At 60.9% G+C, this 19,790-nt stretch carries 16 protein-coding genes and 1 tRNA gene; 5 read left to right on the top strand and 12 right to left on the bottom strand.

Annotated features, from left to right (window positions below; all coding sequences use genetic code 11):
* Positions 1-41: 41 nt before the first annotated feature.
* The 3 genes from AACZ65_RS05280 to AACZ65_RS05270 all read left to right on the top strand — a co-directional run bounded on the left by AACZ65_RS05280 (position 42) and on the right by AACZ65_RS05270 (position 3,234).
* Positions 42-485 (top strand): MaoC family dehydratase, encoded by a 444-nt coding sequence (locus AACZ65_RS05280; RefSeq protein WP_008282995.1) that lies wholly within the window; start codon positions 42-44, stop codon positions 483-485.
* Between the two features lie 41 nt (positions 486-526).
* On the top strand, positions 527-1,495 hold the full coding sequence (locus AACZ65_RS05275; protein WP_339668646.1) for a glycosyltransferase family 2 protein: 969 nt from the start codon (positions 527-529) through the stop codon (positions 1,493-1,495).
* A gap of 197 nt (positions 1,496-1,692) precedes the next feature.
* Complete coding sequence (locus AACZ65_RS05270) at positions 1,693-3,234, top strand: DEAD/DEAH box helicase (protein WP_339668644.1); 1,542 nt, start codon at positions 1,693-1,695, stop codon at positions 3,232-3,234.
* A 31-nt stretch (positions 3,235-3,265) separates the two neighbouring features.
* Here AACZ65_RS05270 and AACZ65_RS05265 read toward each other — a convergent pair whose 3' ends face one another.
* Positions 3,266-4,552: an ATP-binding protein gene (locus AACZ65_RS05265; RefSeq protein WP_339668642.1), complete on the bottom strand. Its 1,287-nt coding sequence runs from the start codon at positions 4,550-4,552 to the stop codon at positions 3,266-3,268.
* Positions 4,553-4,591: 39 nt separating this feature from the next.
* On the opposite strand from AACZ65_RS05265, the gene AACZ65_RS05260 reads away from it, so the two are divergent.
* Together AACZ65_RS05260 and AACZ65_RS05255 are read left to right on the top strand one after the other, a co-directional pair.
* Positions 4,592-5,503, top strand: coding sequence for an MBL fold metallo-hydrolase (locus AACZ65_RS05260; RefSeq protein ID WP_339668640.1), 912 nt, complete (start codon positions 4,592-4,594; stop codon positions 5,501-5,503).
* Positions 5,504-5,582: 79 nt separating this feature from the next.
* Positions 5,583-5,657 (top strand) — tRNA-Asn (locus AACZ65_RS05255).
* 342 nt (positions 5,658-5,999) lie between these two features.
* Here AACZ65_RS05255 and AACZ65_RS05250 read toward each other — a convergent pair.
* The 11 genes from AACZ65_RS05250 to AACZ65_RS05200 form a co-directional block, all read right to left on the bottom strand.
* Positions 6,000-6,974 (bottom strand): GDP-L-fucose synthase, encoded by a 975-nt coding sequence (locus AACZ65_RS05250; protein ID WP_339668638.1) that lies wholly within the window; start codon positions 6,972-6,974, stop codon positions 6,000-6,002.
* A gap of 328 nt (positions 6,975-7,302) precedes the next feature.
* Entirely contained in the window at positions 7,303-8,421 is a 1,119-nt protein-coding gene (gene gmd / locus AACZ65_RS05245; protein WP_037271233.1) for a GDP-mannose 4,6-dehydratase, read from the bottom strand.
* A 425-nt stretch (positions 8,422-8,846) separates the two neighbouring features.
* Complete coding sequence (locus AACZ65_RS05240; protein ID WP_339668635.1) at positions 8,847-9,776, bottom strand: hypothetical protein; 930 nt, start codon at positions 9,774-9,776, stop codon at positions 8,847-8,849.
* A complete protein-coding gene (locus AACZ65_RS05235; RefSeq protein ID WP_339668633.1) occupies positions 9,773-10,960 on the bottom strand; it encodes an FkbM family methyltransferase in 1,188 nt (395 codons plus the stop codon). Before AACZ65_RS05235 ends, AACZ65_RS05240 begins: the two co-directional genes overlap by 4 nt.
* 369 nt (positions 10,961-11,329) lie before the next feature.
* Complete coding sequence (locus AACZ65_RS05230) at positions 11,330-12,751, bottom strand: mannose-1-phosphate guanylyltransferase/mannose-6-phosphate isomerase (protein ID WP_339668632.1); 1,422 nt, start codon at positions 12,749-12,751, stop codon at positions 11,330-11,332.
* A gap of 205 nt (positions 12,752-12,956) precedes the next feature.
* The gene (gene hflX / locus AACZ65_RS05225) at positions 12,957-14,231 is read right to left on the bottom strand and encodes a GTPase HflX (RefSeq protein WP_339668630.1); all 1,275 of its coding nucleotides are present in this window, start codon (positions 14,229-14,231) and stop codon (positions 12,957-12,959) included.
* Entirely contained in the window at positions 14,231-14,470 is a 240-nt protein-coding gene (gene hfq, locus AACZ65_RS05220; RefSeq protein ID WP_008283145.1) for an RNA chaperone Hfq, read from the bottom strand. The genes hflX and hfq overlap by 1 nt, the downstream gene beginning before the upstream one ends.
* A 145-nt stretch (positions 14,471-14,615) precedes the next feature.
* Positions 14,616-16,136, bottom strand: coding sequence for a potassium transporter TrkG (locus AACZ65_RS05215; protein ID WP_339668617.1), 1,521 nt, complete (start codon positions 16,134-16,136; stop codon positions 14,616-14,618).
* A gap of 4 nt (positions 16,137-16,140) precedes the next feature.
* Positions 16,141-17,520: a Trk system potassium transporter TrkA gene (gene trkA / locus AACZ65_RS05210; RefSeq protein ID WP_339668616.1), complete on the bottom strand. Its 1,380-nt coding sequence runs from the start codon at positions 17,518-17,520 to the stop codon at positions 16,141-16,143.
* A 70-nt stretch (positions 17,521-17,590) separates the two neighbouring features.
* Positions 17,591-18,106 carry a DUF2478 domain-containing protein gene (locus AACZ65_RS05205; RefSeq protein ID WP_339668614.1) on the bottom strand — a complete coding sequence of 172 codons (516 nt, stop codon included), beginning with the start codon at positions 18,104-18,106 and terminating at the stop codon, positions 17,591-17,593.
* Between the two features lie 15 nt (positions 18,107-18,121).
* Positions 18,122-19,789, bottom strand: a complete 1,668-nt coding sequence (locus AACZ65_RS05200; RefSeq protein ID WP_339668612.1) for a ribonuclease J — start codon at positions 19,787-19,789, stop codon at positions 18,122-18,124.
* Between the last annotated feature and the right edge of the window lies 1 nt (position 19,790).

Below are 19,790 nucleotides of genomic sequence, written 5' to 3'. Positions count from 1 at the left end.
TATCGCCCGATAATTACCCACCAAACCCACCGGAGGGGCGAATGTTGGACAATATGCCGCGCGGCACGATCTGCATCGAAGACATCGAGATGGGCATGACCCGCCATCTGCGCAAAGTCGTGACCGACCGCGACATCGAGCTGTTTGCCGAGGTCTCGACCGACCGCAACCCGGTGCATCTCGATGACGACTACGCGCAGGACACCATTTTCGAGGGGCGCATCGCCCATGGCATGTTGACTGCTGGCCTCATCTCTGCCGTGATCGGCGAGCAACTGCCGGGGCATGGCACCGTCTACATGGGCCAGACCCTCAAGTTTCTCGCGCCTGTCCGCCCCGGCGACATGGTTCATGCCGAGGTCGAAGTGATCGGCATCGACCACGGCAAGCGCCGCGTGCAACTCGATTGCCGGTGTCTGGTGAATGGCAAGAAGGTTCTGATCGGCGAAGCCACCGTTCTGGCCCCCTCGCGCAAGTTCGACTGACGCCCCTTGCGCGCCCTGCGGCTTGACCGCATCCTGCGCCCATGAACGCATCACCCACCTGGGGCGTGGTCGCCACGATCAAGGCCCCCACCCGCGACACGCTCAACTTTGCCGCCCATCATCTCGATTTGGGCGCGCACCGCGTGCATGTCTATCTTGATGCCCCCGACCCAGAGGCCGAGGCTGCCCTGCGCGCCCATCCCAAATGTCGCGTCGTCCTGTGTAACGAGGACTATTGGCGCCGCCGGGCGCGCAAGGGACGTCCCGACAAGCATCAGTCCCGCCAGACCCTCAACGCCACCCATTGCCTCAACCGGCGGGCCCAGGTCGATTGGCTCGCGCATATCGACGTGGACGAATTCCTCTGGTCCGAAATGACCATTGCCGACCGCCTGTCACAGGTCGCGCCGGACCGGATCAGCGCCCGCGTCCGCCCGGTCGAGGCGCTCGCCCCTGAACCTTACAAAATCGACGCCGAACCTTACAGAACTTACAAGTCCTGCGCCCTCTCCCAAGCCGAAAGACGGGTGCAAACCAACGCCATCTATCCCACCTATGGCCCCTATCTGAATGGCGGATTTCTCAGCCATGTGGCAGGCAAGGTCTTTGTCCGCACCGGCCTGCCCGACATCAACCTGCGCATCCATAATGCGTTTATAACCAAACAGATGGACAACAAAGCTGAAGAATTACATGAACTGCGCCTCTGCCATCACCATGCAGCCACATGGGATCACTGGCTCGCCGCCTATCGCTACCGCCTCAGCATGGGCTCCTACCGCGCCGAGTTGAAACCCGCCCCCCACTCCGACGGCTATGCCTTTAATATGCATGAGTTTTTTCAGATGCTCGAAGAGGACGGCGGGCAAGCTGCCCTGAACCGCTTCTTTACCGAGGTCTGCACCGCCACCCCGGAATTGCAAGAGCGGCTGGACTCTTTCGGACATCTACACCGCATCTCTCTCGACCTTGACACCAAACGCATGCGCCACTTTCCGAAACACATGTAAGTGTTTCCAAATACACCATAATCTTGGCAAACTACGCCAGTATTGTTGCCAAGAATCCGCTGTGCATTGACGCTGACCGCGTTCTCAGGTAAGTGCTGCGCAGCGGGTCATCCATGTGGAGAACCACAGGCCCATGAGGGGCCCGAACCCGCATCAGTCGTACGGGCCAGGATTGTGTCCGTAAACCACGGATACACATGACAAAATTTTCCGATCTGAACCTGAATCCCAAGGTGTTGAAGGCCATCGAAGAGGCCGGTTACGAAACGCCAACCCCCATTCAGGCCGAAGCCATCCCCCACGCGCTCGAAGGGCGCGACGTACTCGGAATAGCCCAAACCGGCACAGGCAAAACCGCCAGTTTTACCCTGCCGATGCTCTCACTTCTCTCGCGCGGACGCGCCCGCGCCCGCATGCCGCGCAGCCTCGTTCTATGCCCCACGCGCGAACTAGCGGCTCAGGTCGCTGAGAATTTTGATACGTATTCCAAGCACTTGAAGCTCACAAAGGCGTTGCTCATTGGTGGCGTCAGCTTCAAGGAGCAGGACAAGCTGATCGACAAGGGCGTCGATGTTCTGATCGCCACCCCCGGCCGCCTGCTCGATCATTTCGAGCGCGGCAAGCTCTTGCTGACCGGCGTGCAGATCATGGTCGTGGACGAGGCCGATCGCATGCTCGACATGGGCTTTATCCCTGATATTGAACGAATTTTCAGCCTAACACCGTTCACGCGCCAGACGCTTTTCTTCTCCGCCACCATGGCACCCGAGATTGAGCGGATCACCAACACCTTCCTGTCGAACCCAGCACGGGTCGAAGTTGCGCGCCAAGCCACCGCCTCAGAGACAATCGAGCAAGGTGTCGTGATGTTCAAACCGTCGCGTCGAGACAAGGCCGACAGCGAAAAGCGCAAACTACTGCGCGCCCTGATCGATCGCGAAGGCGACTCTTGTAGCAATGCCATCATCTTTTGCAATCGCAAGATTGATGTAGATGTGGTCGCTAAGTCTTTGATAAAATACGGTTATGATGCGGCACCTATTCACGGTGACCTAGATCAGAGCCAACGCACGCGCACACTCGACGGCTTTCGTGCGGGCACCCTGCGCTTTCTGATCGCGTCTGATGTGGCCGCCCGCGGCCTTGATGTGCCCGCGGTCAGCCATGTGTTCAACTTCGACGTACCCAGCCATGCCGAGGATTACGTCCACCGCATCGGTCGCACCGGGCGCGCCGGGCGCAGCGGCAAGGCGCTGATGATCTGCAACCCGCGCGACGAAAAGAACCTAGCCGGCGTAGAAGCCTTGCTTCAAAAGGAAATTCCACGCGTCGAGAGCCCCGTAACCTTCACCCCTTCGACCACGGAGACCGAAGCGCCGCAAGGCAGCGACGAGCGTCCCGCAAAGCCCCGCCGTACCCGCAGCGTGAGCCGTGGCAAGCCCGAAGAGCGCCCGGTCGCCGCCCACAAGGCACCGGAGACATCGGCCGAACAGGCAATCGAAGCGGCCCCACAGCCGGAACGCCAGCAGGAGCGCCGGACAGAGCGCACGCCCGAGCCTCGGCAGGAGCGAAATGAGCCCCGCCCGGACCGCAATCGCGACCGCAATGACAATAACGCGCCGCGTCAAAGAGAAGGGCGTGGGCGTCAGGATCATGGTAGCGGGCCGCGTGTCGTGGGGCTCGGCGATCACCTTCCCAGCTTCATCGCGCTCAGCTTTGACGAGAGGCGCGCCGGATAACTACCTGATTTAATTTTTCTTTCGAGAAAGCTCAGCGCGCAATCACGATGTCCGCGCTGAGTCCGCCGAGCCGTGCGCTCTCTCCTAGCCGCAGCGTTCCGCCATGCGCCCGCGCGACATCAAGCACGATGGACAGGCCAAGGCCCACGCCCATCCCACGATTCTGATTTCGGGCCGGTTCCAGCCGCGTGAATGGCTTGATCGCATCGCCCCTGCTATCTGGCGGAATACCAGGCCCATCATCCTCAACCCTGATTCTCAAAGATTTTTCGGTCATTACCACCGAAACCTCTGCCCGCGAACCATAGCGCACAGCATTGTTGATCAGATTTTCGACCGCCCGTCGAATATTCTCAGCGCGCAGGGCTACAGTTCCTTCGCCCCGTGCTTCGATCAAGGTCACGGGGTTCTGCGCCCTTTGGGAGTCCTCGACAATCTGACGCACAAGGGCGATCGGATCTACCGGCTCCGGCTCACCCTCATGCGCCCCGCGCGCAAAGGCCAGAAACCCTTCCAGCAATCGCTCCATTTCGACCACGTCACGCAGCATTGGGCTCGCTTCCTCATCCTCCAGCATGGCAAGGCTCAACCGCAGGCGGGTCAGTGGCGTTCTCAGATCGTGGCTCACCCCCGAGAGCATCAACGTGCGCTGCTCGATCTGCCGTTCCAATCGCGCCCGCATATCGAGAAAGGCATTGCCCGCCGCCCGCACTTCGAGCGCGCCCGACGCACGATAAGGCACATGCCGGCCGCGCCCAAAGGCCTCTGCCGCCTCTGCAAGGCGGGTAATCGGCTTGAGCTGCTTTCGCATGTAAACATAAGAAACAACGGTCATCAGGATGCCATAGAAGGCCAGATTGAGCAGCACCTGATAGGGCCGTCGCGCCGAGACCCGACGCCGGTCGAATACAAGCTCGATCACTGAGCCATCTTTCTGAAAATAAAGCATAACATACTGATTGTCAGTCAACGAAACGCGCTCGAGATCCTCGAAATAGCCGCGCAATTCGCGAATGACCACGCTGCCCGAAAGGTCAAACCAATCATAGTCATCGGCCTCTGGCATCTCGGATGCGGGCACGTGCCGCCGGTCGATTTCCAGCATTGCGGCCACCGGACTGCCCTCGGGCTCGTCCAGAACCAGCCGCACCTCGCGCGCCACGGTCTTGACCATCTGCTGCGTAACGTCGTCAAACAGCCTCTGGGCAAACACGAGCGAAACGACCAACAGCAGCGTGATCACCGGCAACAGCAGGATCAAAACCGCCCGAGCATAGAGGCTTCGCGGAAGATAGGGTTTGAGCCAACGCAGCGACATGGCTAAACCTAGCTGCGCGCGCTGCCAGAAGGAAGAGCCATGCAAGCGACCCAAGAAAAAAGCCCGCCCATCGGCATCGCTGAGGACCTCGGGCAAGATATTCGCCGCATTCTGGCTCCAAACCCGTCCCCCATGACGTTTTGGGGGACCAACACCTATCTCGTCGGCACAGGGCGCCTTGCAGTGATTGACCCAGGCCCCGATGATCCGGCCCATCTCGCGGCGATCCTGGCTGCCATAGGTTCAGGCCAGAGCGTGAGCCACATCTTCGTCACCCACGCGCATCTCGATCACTCGCCCCTCGCTGCGCGCCTCTCGGCCGAAACTGGCGCGCCGGTGCTGGCCTATGGCGATGCCCGGGCAGGGCGCAGCGCGATGATGCAGCACCTTGCCCAGAGTGGGCTGATGGGCGGTGGCGAAGGGGTGGATGCGGATTTTACCCCTGATTTGGTGCTCTGTGACGGCGAGCGGATAACAGGCGATGGTTGGCAGATCACCGCACATTGGACACCGGGACATTTTGGCAATCACATGAGCTTCGAGATCGCCGACAGCGTGTTGACCGGTGATCTTGTGATGGGCTGGGCCAGCTCGCTGGTCTCGCCGCCAGATGGCGACCTGACGGATTTTCTGCGCTCTTGCGCGCGGCTTGGAAGGCTGTCAGCGCGGCGCTTCCTGCCCGGCCACGGTGCCCCGATCGAACAACCCAAAGCCCGCCTTGACTGGCTGGTGGCGCATCGCAAGGCACGCGAGGCGGCAATCCTCGAGACCCTCACCCAAGCGCCTCTTGACACAACGGAAATCACGGCCCGCGTCTATGCCGACACGCCCCAAAACCTCCTGCCCGCCGCCCGCCGCAACGTGCTCGCGCATCTCATCGATTTGATGCAGAAATCCCAAGTCGCGCCGGTGGGTAGATTGCATGCGGACGCAAAATTCGCACGCTCCTAAACGACATGCTCTTCTCCCTAAATTTTTGTCACAAAGCCTCTGGACCTCTCCGAATCCGGTTGCTATACGGCCCACATGTTCCGGCGTAGCTCAGCGGTAGAGCAGTTGACTGTTAATCAATTGGTCGTAGGTTCGATCCCTACCGCCGGAGCCAAAGATTTCAGGGACTTAGCGCTCGCTCGCTAAGTCCTTTTTCTTTTCAAACATCGAAGACGCACAGCAAACACTGCGTAGATCGACGCGTCCGGGGCTGAAGAAGTCAGCTGCGTAACCGACCGGTCAGGTCGGGAAATATGCGCCTAGGCACCTAACGCTTTCCGTTGAGCGAAAGCGTATGACAGGAGGAGCAGCATCCGCGACGGTGAATTGAGATCTCGTCGCTTTTTCAACCTGTTACCGGAATCTCGGCGTCACCACGGTCGAGCAACACGCCACCAGAATGGGTGCTCAATTGAACGAATCCCCTTCGGATGAGCAGGATCCGGCGCAGATTAAGCTATCCGCGCACGCTGCCCGGTGCCTGATCGAGATACCAGCGATAGGCATCCTCAATCCCTTCGCGCAGACCGATGCGCGCACGCCAGCCCATGTCGGCCAGCCGCGAGACATCCATCAGCTTGCGCATCGTGCCATCGGGTTTGCTGGGGTCGGTCGAGATTTTTCCTTGAAATCCAGTTACTTCGGCCACCATCTGCGCCAGTTCCAGAATTGAAACATCGGTGCCGCAGCCCACGTTGATATGGCTCAGCATCGGCTCTGTATTGGCGGCATAGACACCCTGTGGCAGGTCCAGCACAAAGAGACTGGCCTCGGCCATGTCATCGACATGCAGGAATTCGCGCCGTGGCGTGCCAGATCCCCAGATCATGACCTCGTCGCGCCCCTCCAGCGCCGCCTCGTGAAAGCGACGGATAAGTGCCGGTAAAACATGGGAATTTTCAGGGTGAAAGTTGTCGCCCGGGCCGTAGAGATTGGTGGGCATGACCGAGCGGTAATCGGTGCCGTGCTGGCGATTGTAACTCTCGCAGAGCTTGATGCCAGCGATCTTGGCCACGGCATAGGGCTCGTTGGTGGGCTCGAGCACGCCGGTCAGGAGCGCGTCCTCGCGCATGGGCTGGGGCACAGCACGGGGATAGATGCAGCTAGAGCCCAATTGCAACAGCCGCCGCACGCCCGCGTCAAAGGCCTGGTGGATTACATTGCACTCGATCATCAGGTTTTCGTAAATGAAATCAGCTGGATAGGTGTTGTTGGCATGGATACCGCCGACCTTGGCGGCGGCAAGAATAACCACATCGGGCCGCTCGGCCTGCATGAACTCGCGCACCGCCAATTGGCTGGTCAGGTCCATTTCCGCATGGGTGCGGGTGAGCAGAGTCAAGTCCTCGCCCGCGTCTTTGCGGGCCTGAAGGCGGCGGAGGATCGCCCCCCCGACCATGCCGCGATGTCCTGCGATGTAGATGCGGGTCATAGAGTTACTCCTGTAAGGTTTGTAAGGTTTAGGCCCAAAATTGTAAGGTCAAAGCCGATGCGTTCTTGTGACATTCAAACCTGAATTAAAGGTCCCAGATGGCGCACTGAGGAGGGGCTGCATTCAGTTGGCCGGCAAGCCTGTTTGCATCGTATTCCAGTCACAGCCAAGCCTCGACAAACCCGAACCACGTATCCCGCGTCATCCGGTCCCCGACAAAATTGTTTGGCACACGCTCCAGCCCATCAAACACGCCGCCAACTCTTGCGGAGTAAAACCGTGCGCTTTGGGCCAACCAGATAGTTTGCCGAGATTTCAGGCAAAGCCATCACCCTTCCACGCTCACCGGCAACTCCATACCATGCACTTTCAGCAGAGCGTGCCGCTGCGCGGTCTTCAGGTCTTCGGCCACCATCTCGGCGCACATCTCTTGTGTCGTAATCTCGGGCACCCAGCCGAGCTTTTCCTTGGCCTTGGTGGGATCGCCCAGCAGTGTTTCCACTTCGGCGGGGCGGAAATAGCGCGGGTCGATGCGCATGATCACCTGCCCCGGCGCCACCGCAGGGGCCATATCGCCGGTCACGGCCGTCACCGTGGCGATCTCGTCCACGCCCGTGCCGGTAAATTCCAGCGTGATCCCCAATTCGCGCGCCGACCATGTGATGAACTCGCGCACGGAATACTGCACCCCCGTCGCGATGACGAAATCATCCGCCACCTCTTGTTGCAGCATCATCCACTGCATGCGGACGTAATCCTTGGCATGGCCCCAGTCGCGCAAGCTATCGATATTGCCCATATAGAGGCAATCCTCGAGCCCCTGCGCGATATTGGCCAACCCGCGCGTGATCTTGCGCGTCACGAAGGTCTCGCCGCGCCGGGGGCTCTCGTGATTGAAGAGGATCCCGTTGCAGGCATAGATGCCGTAGGCCTCACGGTAATTGACCGTGATCCAATAGGCATACATCTTGGCCACCGCATAGGGGCTGCGCGGGTGAAAGGGTGTCGTCTCGCGCTGCGGGATTTCCTGCACGAGACCATAAAGCTCGGAGGTGGACGCCTGATAGAAGCGCGTCTTTTTCTCCAGCCCCAGAAAGCGGATCGCCTCGAGCAGGCGCAGCGTGCCGATGGCATCGACATCGGCGGTATATTCCGGTGCCTCGAAACTGACGGCGACATGGGATTGCGCACCGAGGTTATAGACCTCGTCAGGCTGCACCTCGCTGAGAATGCGGGTGAGGTTCGAGCTGTCCGTCAGGTCGCCGTAATGCAGCTTGAAATTCTGCCGCCCGCCATGCGGGTCCTGATAGATATGATCCACCCGCTGCGTGTTGAAAAGCGAGGCGCGGCGCTTGATCCCATGCACCTCATAGCCCTTTTCCAGCAGGAACTCCGCAAGGTAAGAGCCATCCTGCCCCGTCACCCCAGTGATCAACGCTTTTTTCATTCCGTCATCTCTCCGTCATTCAATAGAAACATCCCGCCAATCTTGGGCGCGTTACAGCACAGGGAGTGGACCGTCGCAAGCACCCCGGCCATGCCCAAGCCCTCTTGCGTGCAAAGGCGATGCATTTTTCTAGATGCGTGCTCAACCGGCGATCAGGGAAAGAGCTATCAAGCGTGCGCGCCACGAGGTTTTTGACCTCTGCATCGGGGTCAATCAGGCGCAAGGCTTCTGCGGGCGCGCAGATCGGCGAGACGGTCAGGTTTCCTGCGGCTGGCCTTGCGCAAATCCAAATCAGAACCTCTCTCTATCAAATCTTACAAGTCGCACCAGCGGGCTTCGGCTCCGTCGTAGGGGCGCGTTTCGATCTCCCGATACCTCTTGCCCCGCAGTGGGTTTGCGCATTTGCTTGAAAAGTCGTGTGACCTTCACGGTTCATAACCCAAACGCGCGCATAACGATCGGTATCGGTCCTCTCCCCGTTGGGCATTGATCTCGTCTGGAACCTCACGGCGTGGCCGCTCGGCAATCTGGCGGCCCTTGCGGCCGCTATCGCCAGACAGGCGGATGATGGAAAACAGCTCCAAGGCCGACGCGTGATAGGGCAAGTCGATAATCTGGCAAATCTTCGCCAATGTGCTCTCGGGCGCAGCCACAAAGTCTTCGTATTTCACGAGGTCCAAATCTGCATGACGATCCAGAAATGCAAGGTATCGCTGACTGTAGGATTCAAGCGTGGGGGGCGAAAAATGCAGCCACCCGTTCGTATGCAAAGACAAGAAGCTGTCGAGCGGATGCCGGACCGTGACCAGCGACATCACAGGATGACGCCCTTCGGCCAGGATTTCGTAAAGCGACGGGCGCGCATCATGATCAATCCGGGTGCAGAAATGGGAATGTGAATGGTCCCGGATAACCAGACTTTGTCCTTTGGGTGCCAGGTCGGCAACGATTGCCTGCGTTGCCTCACGAAAACCAGCGGCGATCGCAGTCGGATTGATCTGGCGTTGGGACAGCATCAGCGCCCCGAACAGATCAGTGGGCGCGAATTGCGGAGCCCGCTTAAGGGCGGCCAAACGCATTTGACTGAGCGGGTCAATTTCGTTCAACAGAACAACGCCGGGCAATGCCGCAATGCATTTCGCGATCAGGGTGCCGCCGGAACAGGCAAAATGGTGCAATGTCCGGATCGGCGCTGGTCCCGTGAAAGACCGACACATTGCCTCGCATTGCTCCAAAAGGCTTGGAAAGCTGTCAGTGATTGGCAATGTCGGCACAGAGGTCTTGTAGGCCTGCAGCATGTCCAGCGCCGCCTCGATCTCATCCGCGATTGATTTTGCATTGGTCATCGCCGTCACGCGTTTGACCCTTTCCCAGCCTTTGTTTTCTTTCTTTTGGCGTCGGTGCGCCCACGGGGTGAGTATAGTTCTGGCGAGGGTGACGCAGCCAAACTCTCCGGCCCATTGGTGGGCATATGCCGAAGATACTCGGCCGCCAGCGACAGTTTGGCCGTAAGCTTGCCCAGCAAGTCTTCTTGGCGTTGACGCTGTGTCTCACTCTGCTCCAAGCGCGCGCGCAAGTTCTCCAGATCGACTTGCACCATGGCTTGAAAACGCGTTTGAAAATCAAGGGTTGCCACAGCTTCGTCGCGCTTCTGCTCGGCACTGTTCCGCTGCTTCTCCAGACTGGCCATGGTGGCCTCAAAGCCAGAGGTCTTTTCGGTCGCCGACTTCAACGCCGCATCGCGTTCCGCCAAAGCCTTGGCTTTTGCCTCTGCCGCCGCGGACAAGGCCGATTCGTGCTGTTCTGCGCGTTCCTTGGCCGCTTTCAGCGCGGCCTGCGTCTCGGACAGCGTTGCCTCCAAGGATGCGACATTCTCATTCAATGCATCGATACGGGCCTGGGCACGCAGTAGCGCAATGGCCTTTTGATCCGCGACAAGGTGGAGCACGGTCCAATCCGCGTCTTCCTCATCGCGCAGCGTGACAACAAAGCCTTCTTCACTCAGCCATGCCTCCAATTCAGCGCGGGTGGCGGCCCCTTCGTACAACACCTCCTCTGCCGCAAGAAGCTCGAGTTGGTCGATCTGATCCAGCACGCCATCCGCCTTGCAGGCCTCCAGAAAAATCATCTCATTGCCGGGGGTCTCAAGGATAACGGACAGAGGCCGTTTCAGTGGCCCCATCTCGGACATCAAGCGCGCGGGCGTAATGACCGGCACGCTTTGACGTTCCTTTCGGATCAACCCCGGAAAGAGCTCGTGCAATTCGGACGTCGGCTCTTGCATGCTGTTCAGTCGCGCGAAATTCCAGAGAGACAACTCTGCTTCGCCCTCTTCCCTGCCCAATGCCGCCTGTATCACCTGCACATGTGACGCCGTCGCATTCTTCTGGGTCAATCGCGCGGCGGCAGAGCGCTCTGCCTCGACCAGCACGATCTTATCCGGTTCGTGGCGCTGAAACTCCGCAAGTCGCTTGCCCGCCCCTGCCCCAACATGAATGAAAGTGCGCGCTTTGGTCTTGATCACAGGGTGTTCACTCATGCCAGTTTTGCCCAGCCAATCTTGTTTTTGTTGAACTCTCCAGCGCAATCGCGGCGTTGGTTCACGGTAGTATGGTCATCATCCGCAAGGATTCAACCAATCTTTGTAGCGCCCCTTAAGGGGATAGTGAGCGGCCATTACCCCGCCTGTCACGTCAACACAGTCCGAGGGAAACCGCCGGGTCCGCATGGTCGCGAGGCACAAGACGTACTTGGAGATCAAACGCTTGACGACGCGCAACGGGGCGGCAACACGCCAAGATGTAGAGCGTAGGCCAATGACAGCGTCTTGGTCAGATCCTCGACATCACGCGCCGCTAATATAAAGCGGTTTTGGCCGCTTGAAGCCCGACAATCCGCAGCGCGCCCGTCAGCCGCGCGCATAAATGTCTTCATAGCGGATGATGTCATCTTCCCCGAGGTAAGAGCCGGTCTGCACCTCGATCAGCACCATGGGCACCTTGCCGGGGTTTTCCATCCGGTGCACCGCACCCAAGGGGATATAGACCGATTGGTTCTCGGTCACGAGCTTGACCTCCGCGTCCACCGTCACCCTGGCGGTGCCCTCGACCACGATCCAATGCTCGGAGCGGTGGTGATGGCTCTGCAGGCTGAGGGCCGCGCCGGGGTGCACATGGATCCGCTTGACCTGAAAGCGCTCGCCGATCACCAGACTCTCGAACCAGCCCCAGGGGCGGTGATCCTTGGGAAAGCTCTCGGCCTGCTTGCGCCCCTTGGCCTTGAGGGCGGCCACCGCCTGTTTCACATCCTGCGCCCGGCTGACATGCGCCACCAGAACCGCGTCGGGCATGGCCACCGTGATGATATTCTCGAGGCCGATCCCGACCACCTCGAGCCCGGCCTCCTCGGAGCGCAACAGCGTGTTGTCGCAATCAATCGCCGTGGCATGGCCAGAGGTCGCCACGCCGCGCGCGTCCGGTCCGGTTTCCCGCCAGACCGCATCCCATCCCCCCAGATCCGACCATCCGGCGGCAAAGGGAATGACCGTGAGGTTATGGGCCTTTTCCATCACCGCATAGTCGATCGAGATATCCTCGGCCCCGTTCCACGCCTCGGGGTCGAGCCGGTAAAAGCCCAGATCGGGCGTGGTCTTGTCGACGGCGGCCTCGACCGGCGCCAGGAGCTGCGGCGCATGGGCGCGGAACGCATCCAGCATGGTGGACGCCTTGAAAAGGAAAATCCCCGCATTCCAGAGATAGGTGCCCTCTGCCAGCATCGCCGCCGCCGCCTCGGCATCGGGCTTTTCGACGAACCGCTTGAGGCCGATGGGATGCGGGGCCAGATCGCCCGGCGCGCCGTCCAGTTCCAGATAGCCATAGCCGGTTTCGGCATGGGTGGGCCGGATCCCGAAGGTCACGAGCTGCCCCGCCTGCGCAGGCCCCACGCCCGCCGCGACCGCCTGACGGAACGCCTCGGGATCGGGCACCACATGGTCCGAGGGGGCCACAAGCATCAGCGCCTCCGGGTCCTGGCGCGCCTGCCAGAGCGCTGCCGCCAGAACCGCAGGGGCCGTATTGCGCCCCGATGGCTCGATCAGAACCGCCCCCGGGGTGATCCCGATATCATCCAGTTGCTCGCCCACGATAAAGCGGAAATCGGCATTGGTCAGAACCATCGGCGCCGTGAAACCCGGACCCGACAACCGCTGCGCCGAGGCCTGGAACAGCGTCACATCGCCCAAAAGTGCCACGAATTGTTTCGGATAGGACTTGCGCGACAGAGGCCAAAGCCGCGTGCCAGACCCGCCACAAAGAAGAACCGGAGTAATCATAGGATATCTCTTCAACCCCGCAGTAAATCAAACGAGGTATCCCCAATCCCGCGTGGTCTATCAAGGCGAAACTTGGCACGAGGCGTTCTCAAGGGGCAGACTAGGGCGACGGGGTACCTAAATGCTGTCATTCACGGCAAAAGCTAGATTTTTCCCATCGGCCCCCAAGGACCGGCGCGCGCCCCCGCACCCATCAAATCCGCCATCACAAGGCGCGAAAGCGCGCCTCTTGTCGCGCGGTCCAGCGCACGGTCAGATCAAAGCCATCTTCGGTCTGTGTCTCGGCTTCGACCAGCTCTTTCTCGAAGAGCCAGGCCCGTTTGCGCCCCTCGGCAAAGCGCAAGTGCAGTTGCGTCAGGTGGGTTGCGTCGGACAGTTTGTCGCCTATGGCCGCGATCAGTTCACTCAGCCCCTGCCCCGAAATCGCGGAAATCGCGATGACATCGTCTTGGCGCGCCGCTTGGGTCACGGCGGCGGCGCGCGCGTCCTCTGGCAAGCGGTCGATCTTGTTCCAGATTTCGATTTGGGGGGTCTTGTCGCTGACCCCGAGGCTTTCGAGGATGCTCGCCACATCGCGCGCCTGCGACACGCTCTCGGGATGCGAAATGTCGCGCACATGACAGATCAGATCCGCAGAAAGCACCTCTTCCAGTGTCGCCCGGAACGCCGCGACCAATTCGGTCGGCAGATCGCTGATAAAGCCCACGGTGTCGGACAGGATCACCTCTGGCCCGCCTTCGGGCAGGTTGACGCGGCGCATCGTCGGATCGAGCGTGGCAAAGAGCATGTCCTTGGCCATGACATCCGCCCCGGTCAGGCGATTGAAAAGCGTGGATTTGCCCGCGTTGGTATAGCCGACGAGGGCCACCACCGGAAACGGCACCTTTGCGCGCGCGGCGCGGTGCAGGGTTCGGGTCTTGGATACTTTTTCCAGCTGACGCCGCAGTCGCACGAGCTGATCGTCGATTGCACGGCGGTCCGCCTCGATCTGGGTTTCACCGGGTCCCCCCACAAAACCAAGCCCGCCCCGCTGCCGCTCGAGGTGGGTCCAGGCGCGCACGAGCCGCGTGCGCTGATAGCTGAGCGCCGCCATTTCGACCTGCAACACGCCTTCGCGGGTCGCGGCACGGTCACTGAAAATCTCGAGAATCAACCCGGTGCGATCCAGAAGCTTGACGCCCCAAGCCTTTTCGAGGTTGCGCTGTTGCACGGGCGTGACCGGCCCGTCCACAAGAACCAGCTCGACCTCGGCGGCCTCCATCGCCTGATGCAGCTCTTCCAGCTTGCCCTTGCCAAAAAGACGCCCCGCATCCGGCTTGCGCAGGCGCACGAGGTCGGCGCCCACCACCTCGATATCGGGCAGAGCATGCGCCAGCGCCACCGCCTCTTCCAAGGCCAGGGCGGGATCACGGGCGCGATTGGCACCGTCGATTTCGGGGTGGATGACCCAAGCCCGGGTTATCGGGCGCTCATGGTCCATCAATTGGCGTCGTCACCATCGTAGAGGTTGACCGGCTGCGACGGCATGATGGTTGACACCGCATGCTTGTACACAAGCTGCGATTGTCCATCCCGGCGCAGCAGGATGCAGAAATTGTCAAACCACGTGATCACGCCCTGCAATTTGACCCCGTTGATCAGAAAGACCGTCACAGGAATCTTGGTCTTGCGGACCTGGTTGAGAAATGCGTCCTGTAAATTTTGTCGATCAGAAGCCATGCGTCTTCCTGCCTTTTTTTATTGCGCGCACCGCGAACCGGCACGAGGGGTCTTGCATACAGATCAGAGTATGTCTTGCCCGTGCAAGACTTTCCAGCCCAAAAATAAAATCGTTCCAATCTGCGGCAGGGATTACAAAATAGCGCTAATCCCGCCAGATAGAGGGGTTGAGCAAGGCAATCAGGGCCAGCGTTTCAAGCCGCCCGAGCACCATGGCCATGGCATAGATCATCTTGGCTGCATCGCTGAGTTCCAGAAGGCGAATGGGCGTGTCGCTTGCTGTCAGGATCAGCGGCCCGGTTGTCGAAAGCCCGGAAATCGCCAGAATCAGCGCAGAGTCGAACCCTTGCCCGGCAAAGGCCAAGAGCGCGGTGACAAAGGTCAGGGACATGGCAAAGAGCATGAAGAAAATCCATGCAATAAAGGCCCCTTGCCGCCGGATGCGCCGCCCAAGGCCGGTCGCACGCCCCACAGACGAGGGATGCACCAGCCGCTCTGTTTCACGCCGGGCATGCAGATAGAGCGCATAGACCCTGAGCAGCTTGACCCCGCCCGCCGTAGTGGCCACCCCGCCCCCCACCAGCGAGAGCCCCAAGAGGATCAGACCGGGCGTGCCGAGACCTGACCAATCCCGCGCCTCCTGCCAATCCGCGCTCTCGAAACCGGTGGTGGAGAGGAACGACAGAACGGTAAACACCGCCCCCCACAATGCCCGGAGTGCCAGTCGCCAATCCGACGTATCCTCGACCCCCAAGGTGGCAATCCAGTGCCGCAGGAACAGGATGAGAGGCACCCCAACGAGCAGCAAGACCCCCAGCCGGAATTCAGGATCGTTGCGCACGCCGGGGCGCACCGAGGTGATCGTGTCCGACGAGAAGGTAAGCCGCGACAGGGCAAAGAAGAAAAACAGGAACACCGCGAATTCCCCGGCAAAGCCCGACGCACCGTTCTGCAACCCGCCAATGGAAGAAATCCCGCTCGTGGCCATGGTCGACATCGCGTGAACGGCGGCAACAAAGGCCCGCTCTCCGCCGATCAAGAGGCAGATCCAGAGTGCGCCCGTGAGGCCAATATAGACCGGGGCCAGAACCCGCGTCGATTGTGCCAGCCGTTTGGCGGGGGTTGCACGCTCGAACCGGCTCAGGACCGTCTCGTCCTGTCCCGGCTCGCCCCGCGCCGTTACCTCAAAGCCGCCAAGGTTGAGCGGGGCCAGAACCGCCGAGGCCGAGATCCAGAGCAGCAGCCCCCCGCCCCAGCCCACCAGAGCGCGCCACAGATGCAGGCTATCGACCAACCGCCCCTGCGCACCAAAGAGTGTGGCCCCGGTGGTGGTGAAGCTCGACACCATCTCGAAATATGCATTGATAAAGGTGGTGTTCCGCACGCCAGTGTAAAACGGAATGGCCAGAAACACCGGCAAGAGCACATAGGCCAGCAAGAGCGACATCAGGTTTTGCGTGTCACTCATCCGCTGGTTGGATCGCCCCGACAACGCAAGCCCAATCGTGATCACCAGCGCAAGACCGATGGTGCCGGAAAACGCAAAGGCCTTGCCCACACCGCTAAAGCCGCGCATGCCCGCGTCAATCGCGGGCAGATACATCATCAATGCGGCAATCCCGGCGAGGATGAGGATGAGTGGGAATGTCAGCAGTCGGGCGATCATCGGATCAGAAAAAGTCGATCGAGACCTGCAACAGCTGTTCGACCGCCGCCACATCCGCCGCCATTGCAAAGATCACGATCACATCGCCCGCCTCGACCCTGAGACCGCCTGCGGGTTTATGTATCTTGCCGCCTTTGCGCACTGCCCCCACAAGCACGCCTTCGGGAAAGTCGATATCGCGGATCGCCGCCCCGGCGATGGATGAGGTCGACATCACCTCAGCCTCGATCACCTCGCCCTCGGCATCCCCGATGGAATAGACGCCGCGCACCTTGCCGTGACGAATATGACGCAAAATCGAGCTGACCGTGGTGGCACGCGGATTGATATAGGCGTCAATCCCCAAGGGTTCGAGCAGCGGCACCATCGTGGGGTCGTTGATCAGCGCCACAGCAAAGGGGCAGCCCTCGGATTTGGCACGCACGGCGGCCAGCATGTTGGTTTTGTCATCGTCGGTCACAACCAGCACCGCATCGGCACGGGCAATCCCTGCTTCCGCCAGCAGCGCGGAATTAAGGCCGTCCCCATTGAGCACGATGGTCCGTTCCAGCGCATCCGCAGCGCGCTCCGCCTGAGAGCGGCTTTTCTCGATCACCTTGGCCCGGATACGCCCACCGGGCCGCGTCTCCAGCGCTTGGGCCACCGCAAGGCCGATATTGCCGCCGCCGATGATGACCACACGCTCTTGTTTCTTTTGCGACTTGCCGAACACTTCGAGCGTCCGAGGCACATCCTCGATGGGGGCGAAGAGGTAACATTCGTCCCCGGCAAAGAGCTGATCCCCCGCTTCCGGCGCAAACAATCGCCCCTCGCGTCGCACCGCCAGCACCACCACCCGCAGGGTCGAGAATAGATCGCTCAACTGCCGCAGGGGCGTGTTGAGCACCGGGCAATCCTCTTCCAAGCGGATACCCATGAGCTGCGCCTGCCCGCTCATGAAAAGCTCGGTATCGAAGGCCGCGGGCGAGGCAAGCCGTTGCAGCGCCGCTTGCGCCACCTCGCGTTCGGGGCTGATCACGACGTCGATGGGCATGTGATCGCGGCGGTAGAGGTCCGAATAAATCGCGTCGAGATAGGATTGGCTGCGCAGGCGCGCGATCTTGCGGCTGATGCCAAAGACCGAATGGGCCACCTGGCAGGTGACCATGTTGACCTCGTCCGAATAGGTCGCGGCAATGATCATGTCGGCGTCCCGCGCCCCTGCCCTGTCCAGCACATCGGGATAAGAGGCAAAGCCGGTAATGCCCTGCACGTCGAGTGTATCAGTGGCGCGACGCACCAGATCGGGATTGTTGTCCACGACCGTGACGTCGTTGCGCTCTCCCGACAGATGCCGCGCGATCTGCCAGCCCACCTGACCGGCGCCGCAGATGATGACCTTCATCGTCCTTGCCTCATGCTGACTGAACCTGCTGCATGACAGATGCCCCCCGCCCGGTCAATTGCGTTCTGGGTCACGGGTGCGTGGCGGGCACCGCGTGATCGAGCCAATCGAGGATCTGCGCAAACTCCGGGTTGAGCGCCTCGGCCACACCCCCGGAAAAGGCGTCAAGATGCGGCGCATTGAGCCGGTTGGCCCCCACCAGAACCGGCACATCCCGACTGAGCGCCTCGGCGATCAGCGTGCGAAAGCCGCGCCCCTCGGCCTCATGCTTGCCGAATTTGTTGACGATCACCAGATCGCAGCCTTCGGACAGCCGCGCCTCGGCGGCGGCCACCGCCAATTCAAGCGCGGACGGATCCAGCCGACAGCCACGCGCGCCGGGTCCCAGGCTTTGCGAGATGCGGATCACCGGCCCGTCGGGCAGCACCTCGACATCCATGTCGCAGGGCCGGTCATCTCCGCAATTGGTGTTGACCTGCACCGTACCACACAGGCGCAAACCCCGCGCCTGTGCTGCGCGCGCCACGTCATGCAGCAAGAGATCGGTTTCCCCGCGCCCTTTCGCTATGACATAGCCGATCCGCATACGCGCCCGTCCCCTTCAGGCGGTCAGGCGGCTGATGACCACCGTCACCTCGGGCCGCTTGCCGATTTCGGTCTGCGTGCTCTGCCGCGCGACGCGGCGCAGCCCCTCTTCCAGCTTGTCATCGTCGGTCAGGGTCTTGGCCCCGGCCCGGCCCATGAACTGCGACAGGTCTTCTTCCAGCACATCGACCAGGGGTGCGTTGGAGCGCCCGGTCTCGGCAAGGCCCATGACCTCTACCCAAGGATCGCCCAAGGGCTCATCGTCCTCGTCCAGAATGACATTGACCATGACATGCCCGTTCAGCGCCATGCGGATCCGGTCGCGCACCACGCCATCCATAGCGCCCACCTGCACCGATCCATCCAGATAGGTGCGGCCTGTCTCGACATACTCGACCACCTTGGGCGCATTGCCGCTGAGGTCGATCATCATGCCGTTGACCGCCAGCACTCCCTTGAGCCGATTGGAATTGGCCAGCTTGACATGCTCGCGCAGATGCCGGTGCTCGCCGTGCATCGGGATCACCATCTGCGGCTTGATCAGCTTGTGCATCTCGTCGAGATCGGGCCGGTTAGCATGGCCCGAGACGTGATAGCGATCATCGCCCTCGATCACATCGACGCCCATTTCCGAAAACTGGTTGATGATGCGGATCACGCCACGCTCATTGCCCGGAATGGTCTTGGAGGAGAAGAGAAAGGTATCGCCATCCTTGAGGGTGATGCCGTTGTATTTGCCATTGGCCAGTTGCGCACTGGCGGCGCGCCGCTCACCCTGAGAGCCGGTGACGATCAGCATCAGGCTGTCGCGTGGGACATTCCCGGCTTCTTCCGGGCTGATTGTCTTGGGAAATCCGGTGAGAACGCCGGTTTCCTGCGCCGCCTCGACCATGCGCTGCATGGCACGGCCCATGAGGCAGACCGAGCGCCCGGCCCGCACGCCCGCCTCGGCCAGCGATTTCACGCGGGCGACGTTGCTGGCAAATGTGGTGCAGACAAAGAGCCCCTTGGAAGCCGCGACCAGATCGGTGATCGGCCCGCCCACGGTGCTCTCGGAGCGGCCCTCGTGATGGCTGAAGACATTGGTGGAATCGCAGACCAGCGCCTTGACGCCCGGTTCGGAGAGGCTGGCCCAGAGATCACGATCAAAGGGTTCGCCCACCACCGGGTTGACGTCGATCTTGAAATCGCCGGTATGCACGATCCGCCCACCTGCGCTGTCGATCACCAGACCGGAGCTTTCGGGAATGGAATGCGAGATTGGCACGAAGCCCACGGTAAACGGCCCCGCCTTGACGGTATTGGGCCAAGCGGAGGCGGTGTGCACCGCCTTTTCGGGATTGCCATGCTCTTGCATCTTGCGGCGGGCGATATTGGCGGTAAAGGCGCGCGCGTGGATCGGCGCGCCAAGGCGCGCGTAGTAATGCGCCACGGCACCGACGTGATCCTCATGGGCGTGGGTGATGAAGATCGCCTCCAACTGCCCCTTGCGGGCCTCGAGCCAGGAGATGTCCGGCAGGATCAGATCAACCCCCGGCGTGCCATCCATATCGGGAAAGGTCACGCCCAGATCGACGAGGATCAGCCGCTCCTTGCCGGGTTTGCCATAGCCATAGACATAGGCGTTCATACCGATTTCACCCGCCCCACCGAGGGGCAGGTAGATAAGTCGTTCGCTGCTCATG

Source organism: uncultured Roseovarius sp., assembly GCF_963972555.1.
In the GTDB taxonomy this organism is placed as follows: Bacteria; Pseudomonadota; Alphaproteobacteria; order Rhodobacterales; family Rhodobacteraceae; genus Roseovarius; species Roseovarius mucosus.
The sequence above is the reverse complement of the archived record's forward strand: the minus strand, read 5'-3'. Positions and strand labels throughout refer to the sequence as shown.

What these genes read in the sequence shown, in the direction of transcription:
- AACZ65_RS05205 (WP_339668614.1), bottom strand. Translation starts at nt 18,106, where the DNA reads ATGCGGATCGGCTATGTCATAGCGAAAGGGCGCGGGGAAACCGATCTC.
- gmd (WP_037271233.1), bottom strand. Translation starts at nt 8,421, where the DNA reads ATGAAAAAAGCGTTGATCACTGGGGTGACGGGGCAGGATGGCTCTTAC.
- hflX (WP_339668630.1), bottom strand. Translation starts at nt 14,231, where the DNA reads ATGGACCATGAGCGCCCGATAACCCGGGCTTGGGTCATCCACCCCGAA.
- AACZ65_RS05280 (WP_008282995.1), top strand. Translation starts at nt 42, where the DNA reads ATGTTGGACAATATGCCGCGCGGCACGATCTGCATCGAAGACATCGAG.
- AACZ65_RS05200 (WP_339668612.1), bottom strand. Translation starts at nt 19,789, where the DNA reads ATGAGCAGCGAACGACTTATCTACCTGCCCCTCGGTGGGGCGGGTGAA.
- AACZ65_RS05250 (WP_339668638.1), bottom strand. Translation starts at nt 6,974, where the DNA reads ATGACCCGCATCTACATCGCAGGACATCGCGGCATGGTCGGGGGGGCG.
- AACZ65_RS05230 (WP_339668632.1), bottom strand. Translation starts at nt 12,751, where the DNA reads ATGATTACTCCGGTTCTTCTTTGTGGCGGGTCTGGCACGCGGCTTTGG.
- AACZ65_RS05260 (WP_339668640.1), top strand. Translation starts at nt 4,592, where the DNA reads ATGCAAGCGACCCAAGAAAAAAGCCCGCCCATCGGCATCGCTGAGGAC.
- AACZ65_RS05275 (WP_339668646.1), top strand. Translation starts at nt 527, where the DNA reads ATGAACGCATCACCCACCTGGGGCGTGGTCGCCACGATCAAGGCCCCC.
- hfq (WP_008283145.1), bottom strand. Translation starts at nt 14,470, where the DNA reads ATGGCTTCTGATCGACAAAATTTACAGGACGCATTTCTCAACCAGGTC.
- trkA (WP_339668616.1), bottom strand. Translation starts at nt 17,520, where the DNA reads ATGAAGGTCATCATCTGCGGCGCCGGTCAGGTGGGCTGGCAGATCGCG.
- AACZ65_RS05265 (WP_339668642.1), bottom strand. Translation starts at nt 4,552, where the DNA reads ATGTCGCTGCGTTGGCTCAAACCCTATCTTCCGCGAAGCCTCTATGCT.
- AACZ65_RS05270 (WP_339668644.1), top strand. Translation starts at nt 1,693, where the DNA reads ATGACAAAATTTTCCGATCTGAACCTGAATCCCAAGGTGTTGAAGGCC.
- AACZ65_RS05215 (WP_339668617.1), bottom strand. Translation starts at nt 16,136, where the DNA reads ATGATCGCCCGACTGCTGACATTCCCACTCATCCTCATCCTCGCCGGG.
- AACZ65_RS05235 (WP_339668633.1), bottom strand. Translation starts at nt 10,960, where the DNA reads ATGAGTGAACACCCTGTGATCAAGACCAAAGCGCGCACTTTCATTCAT.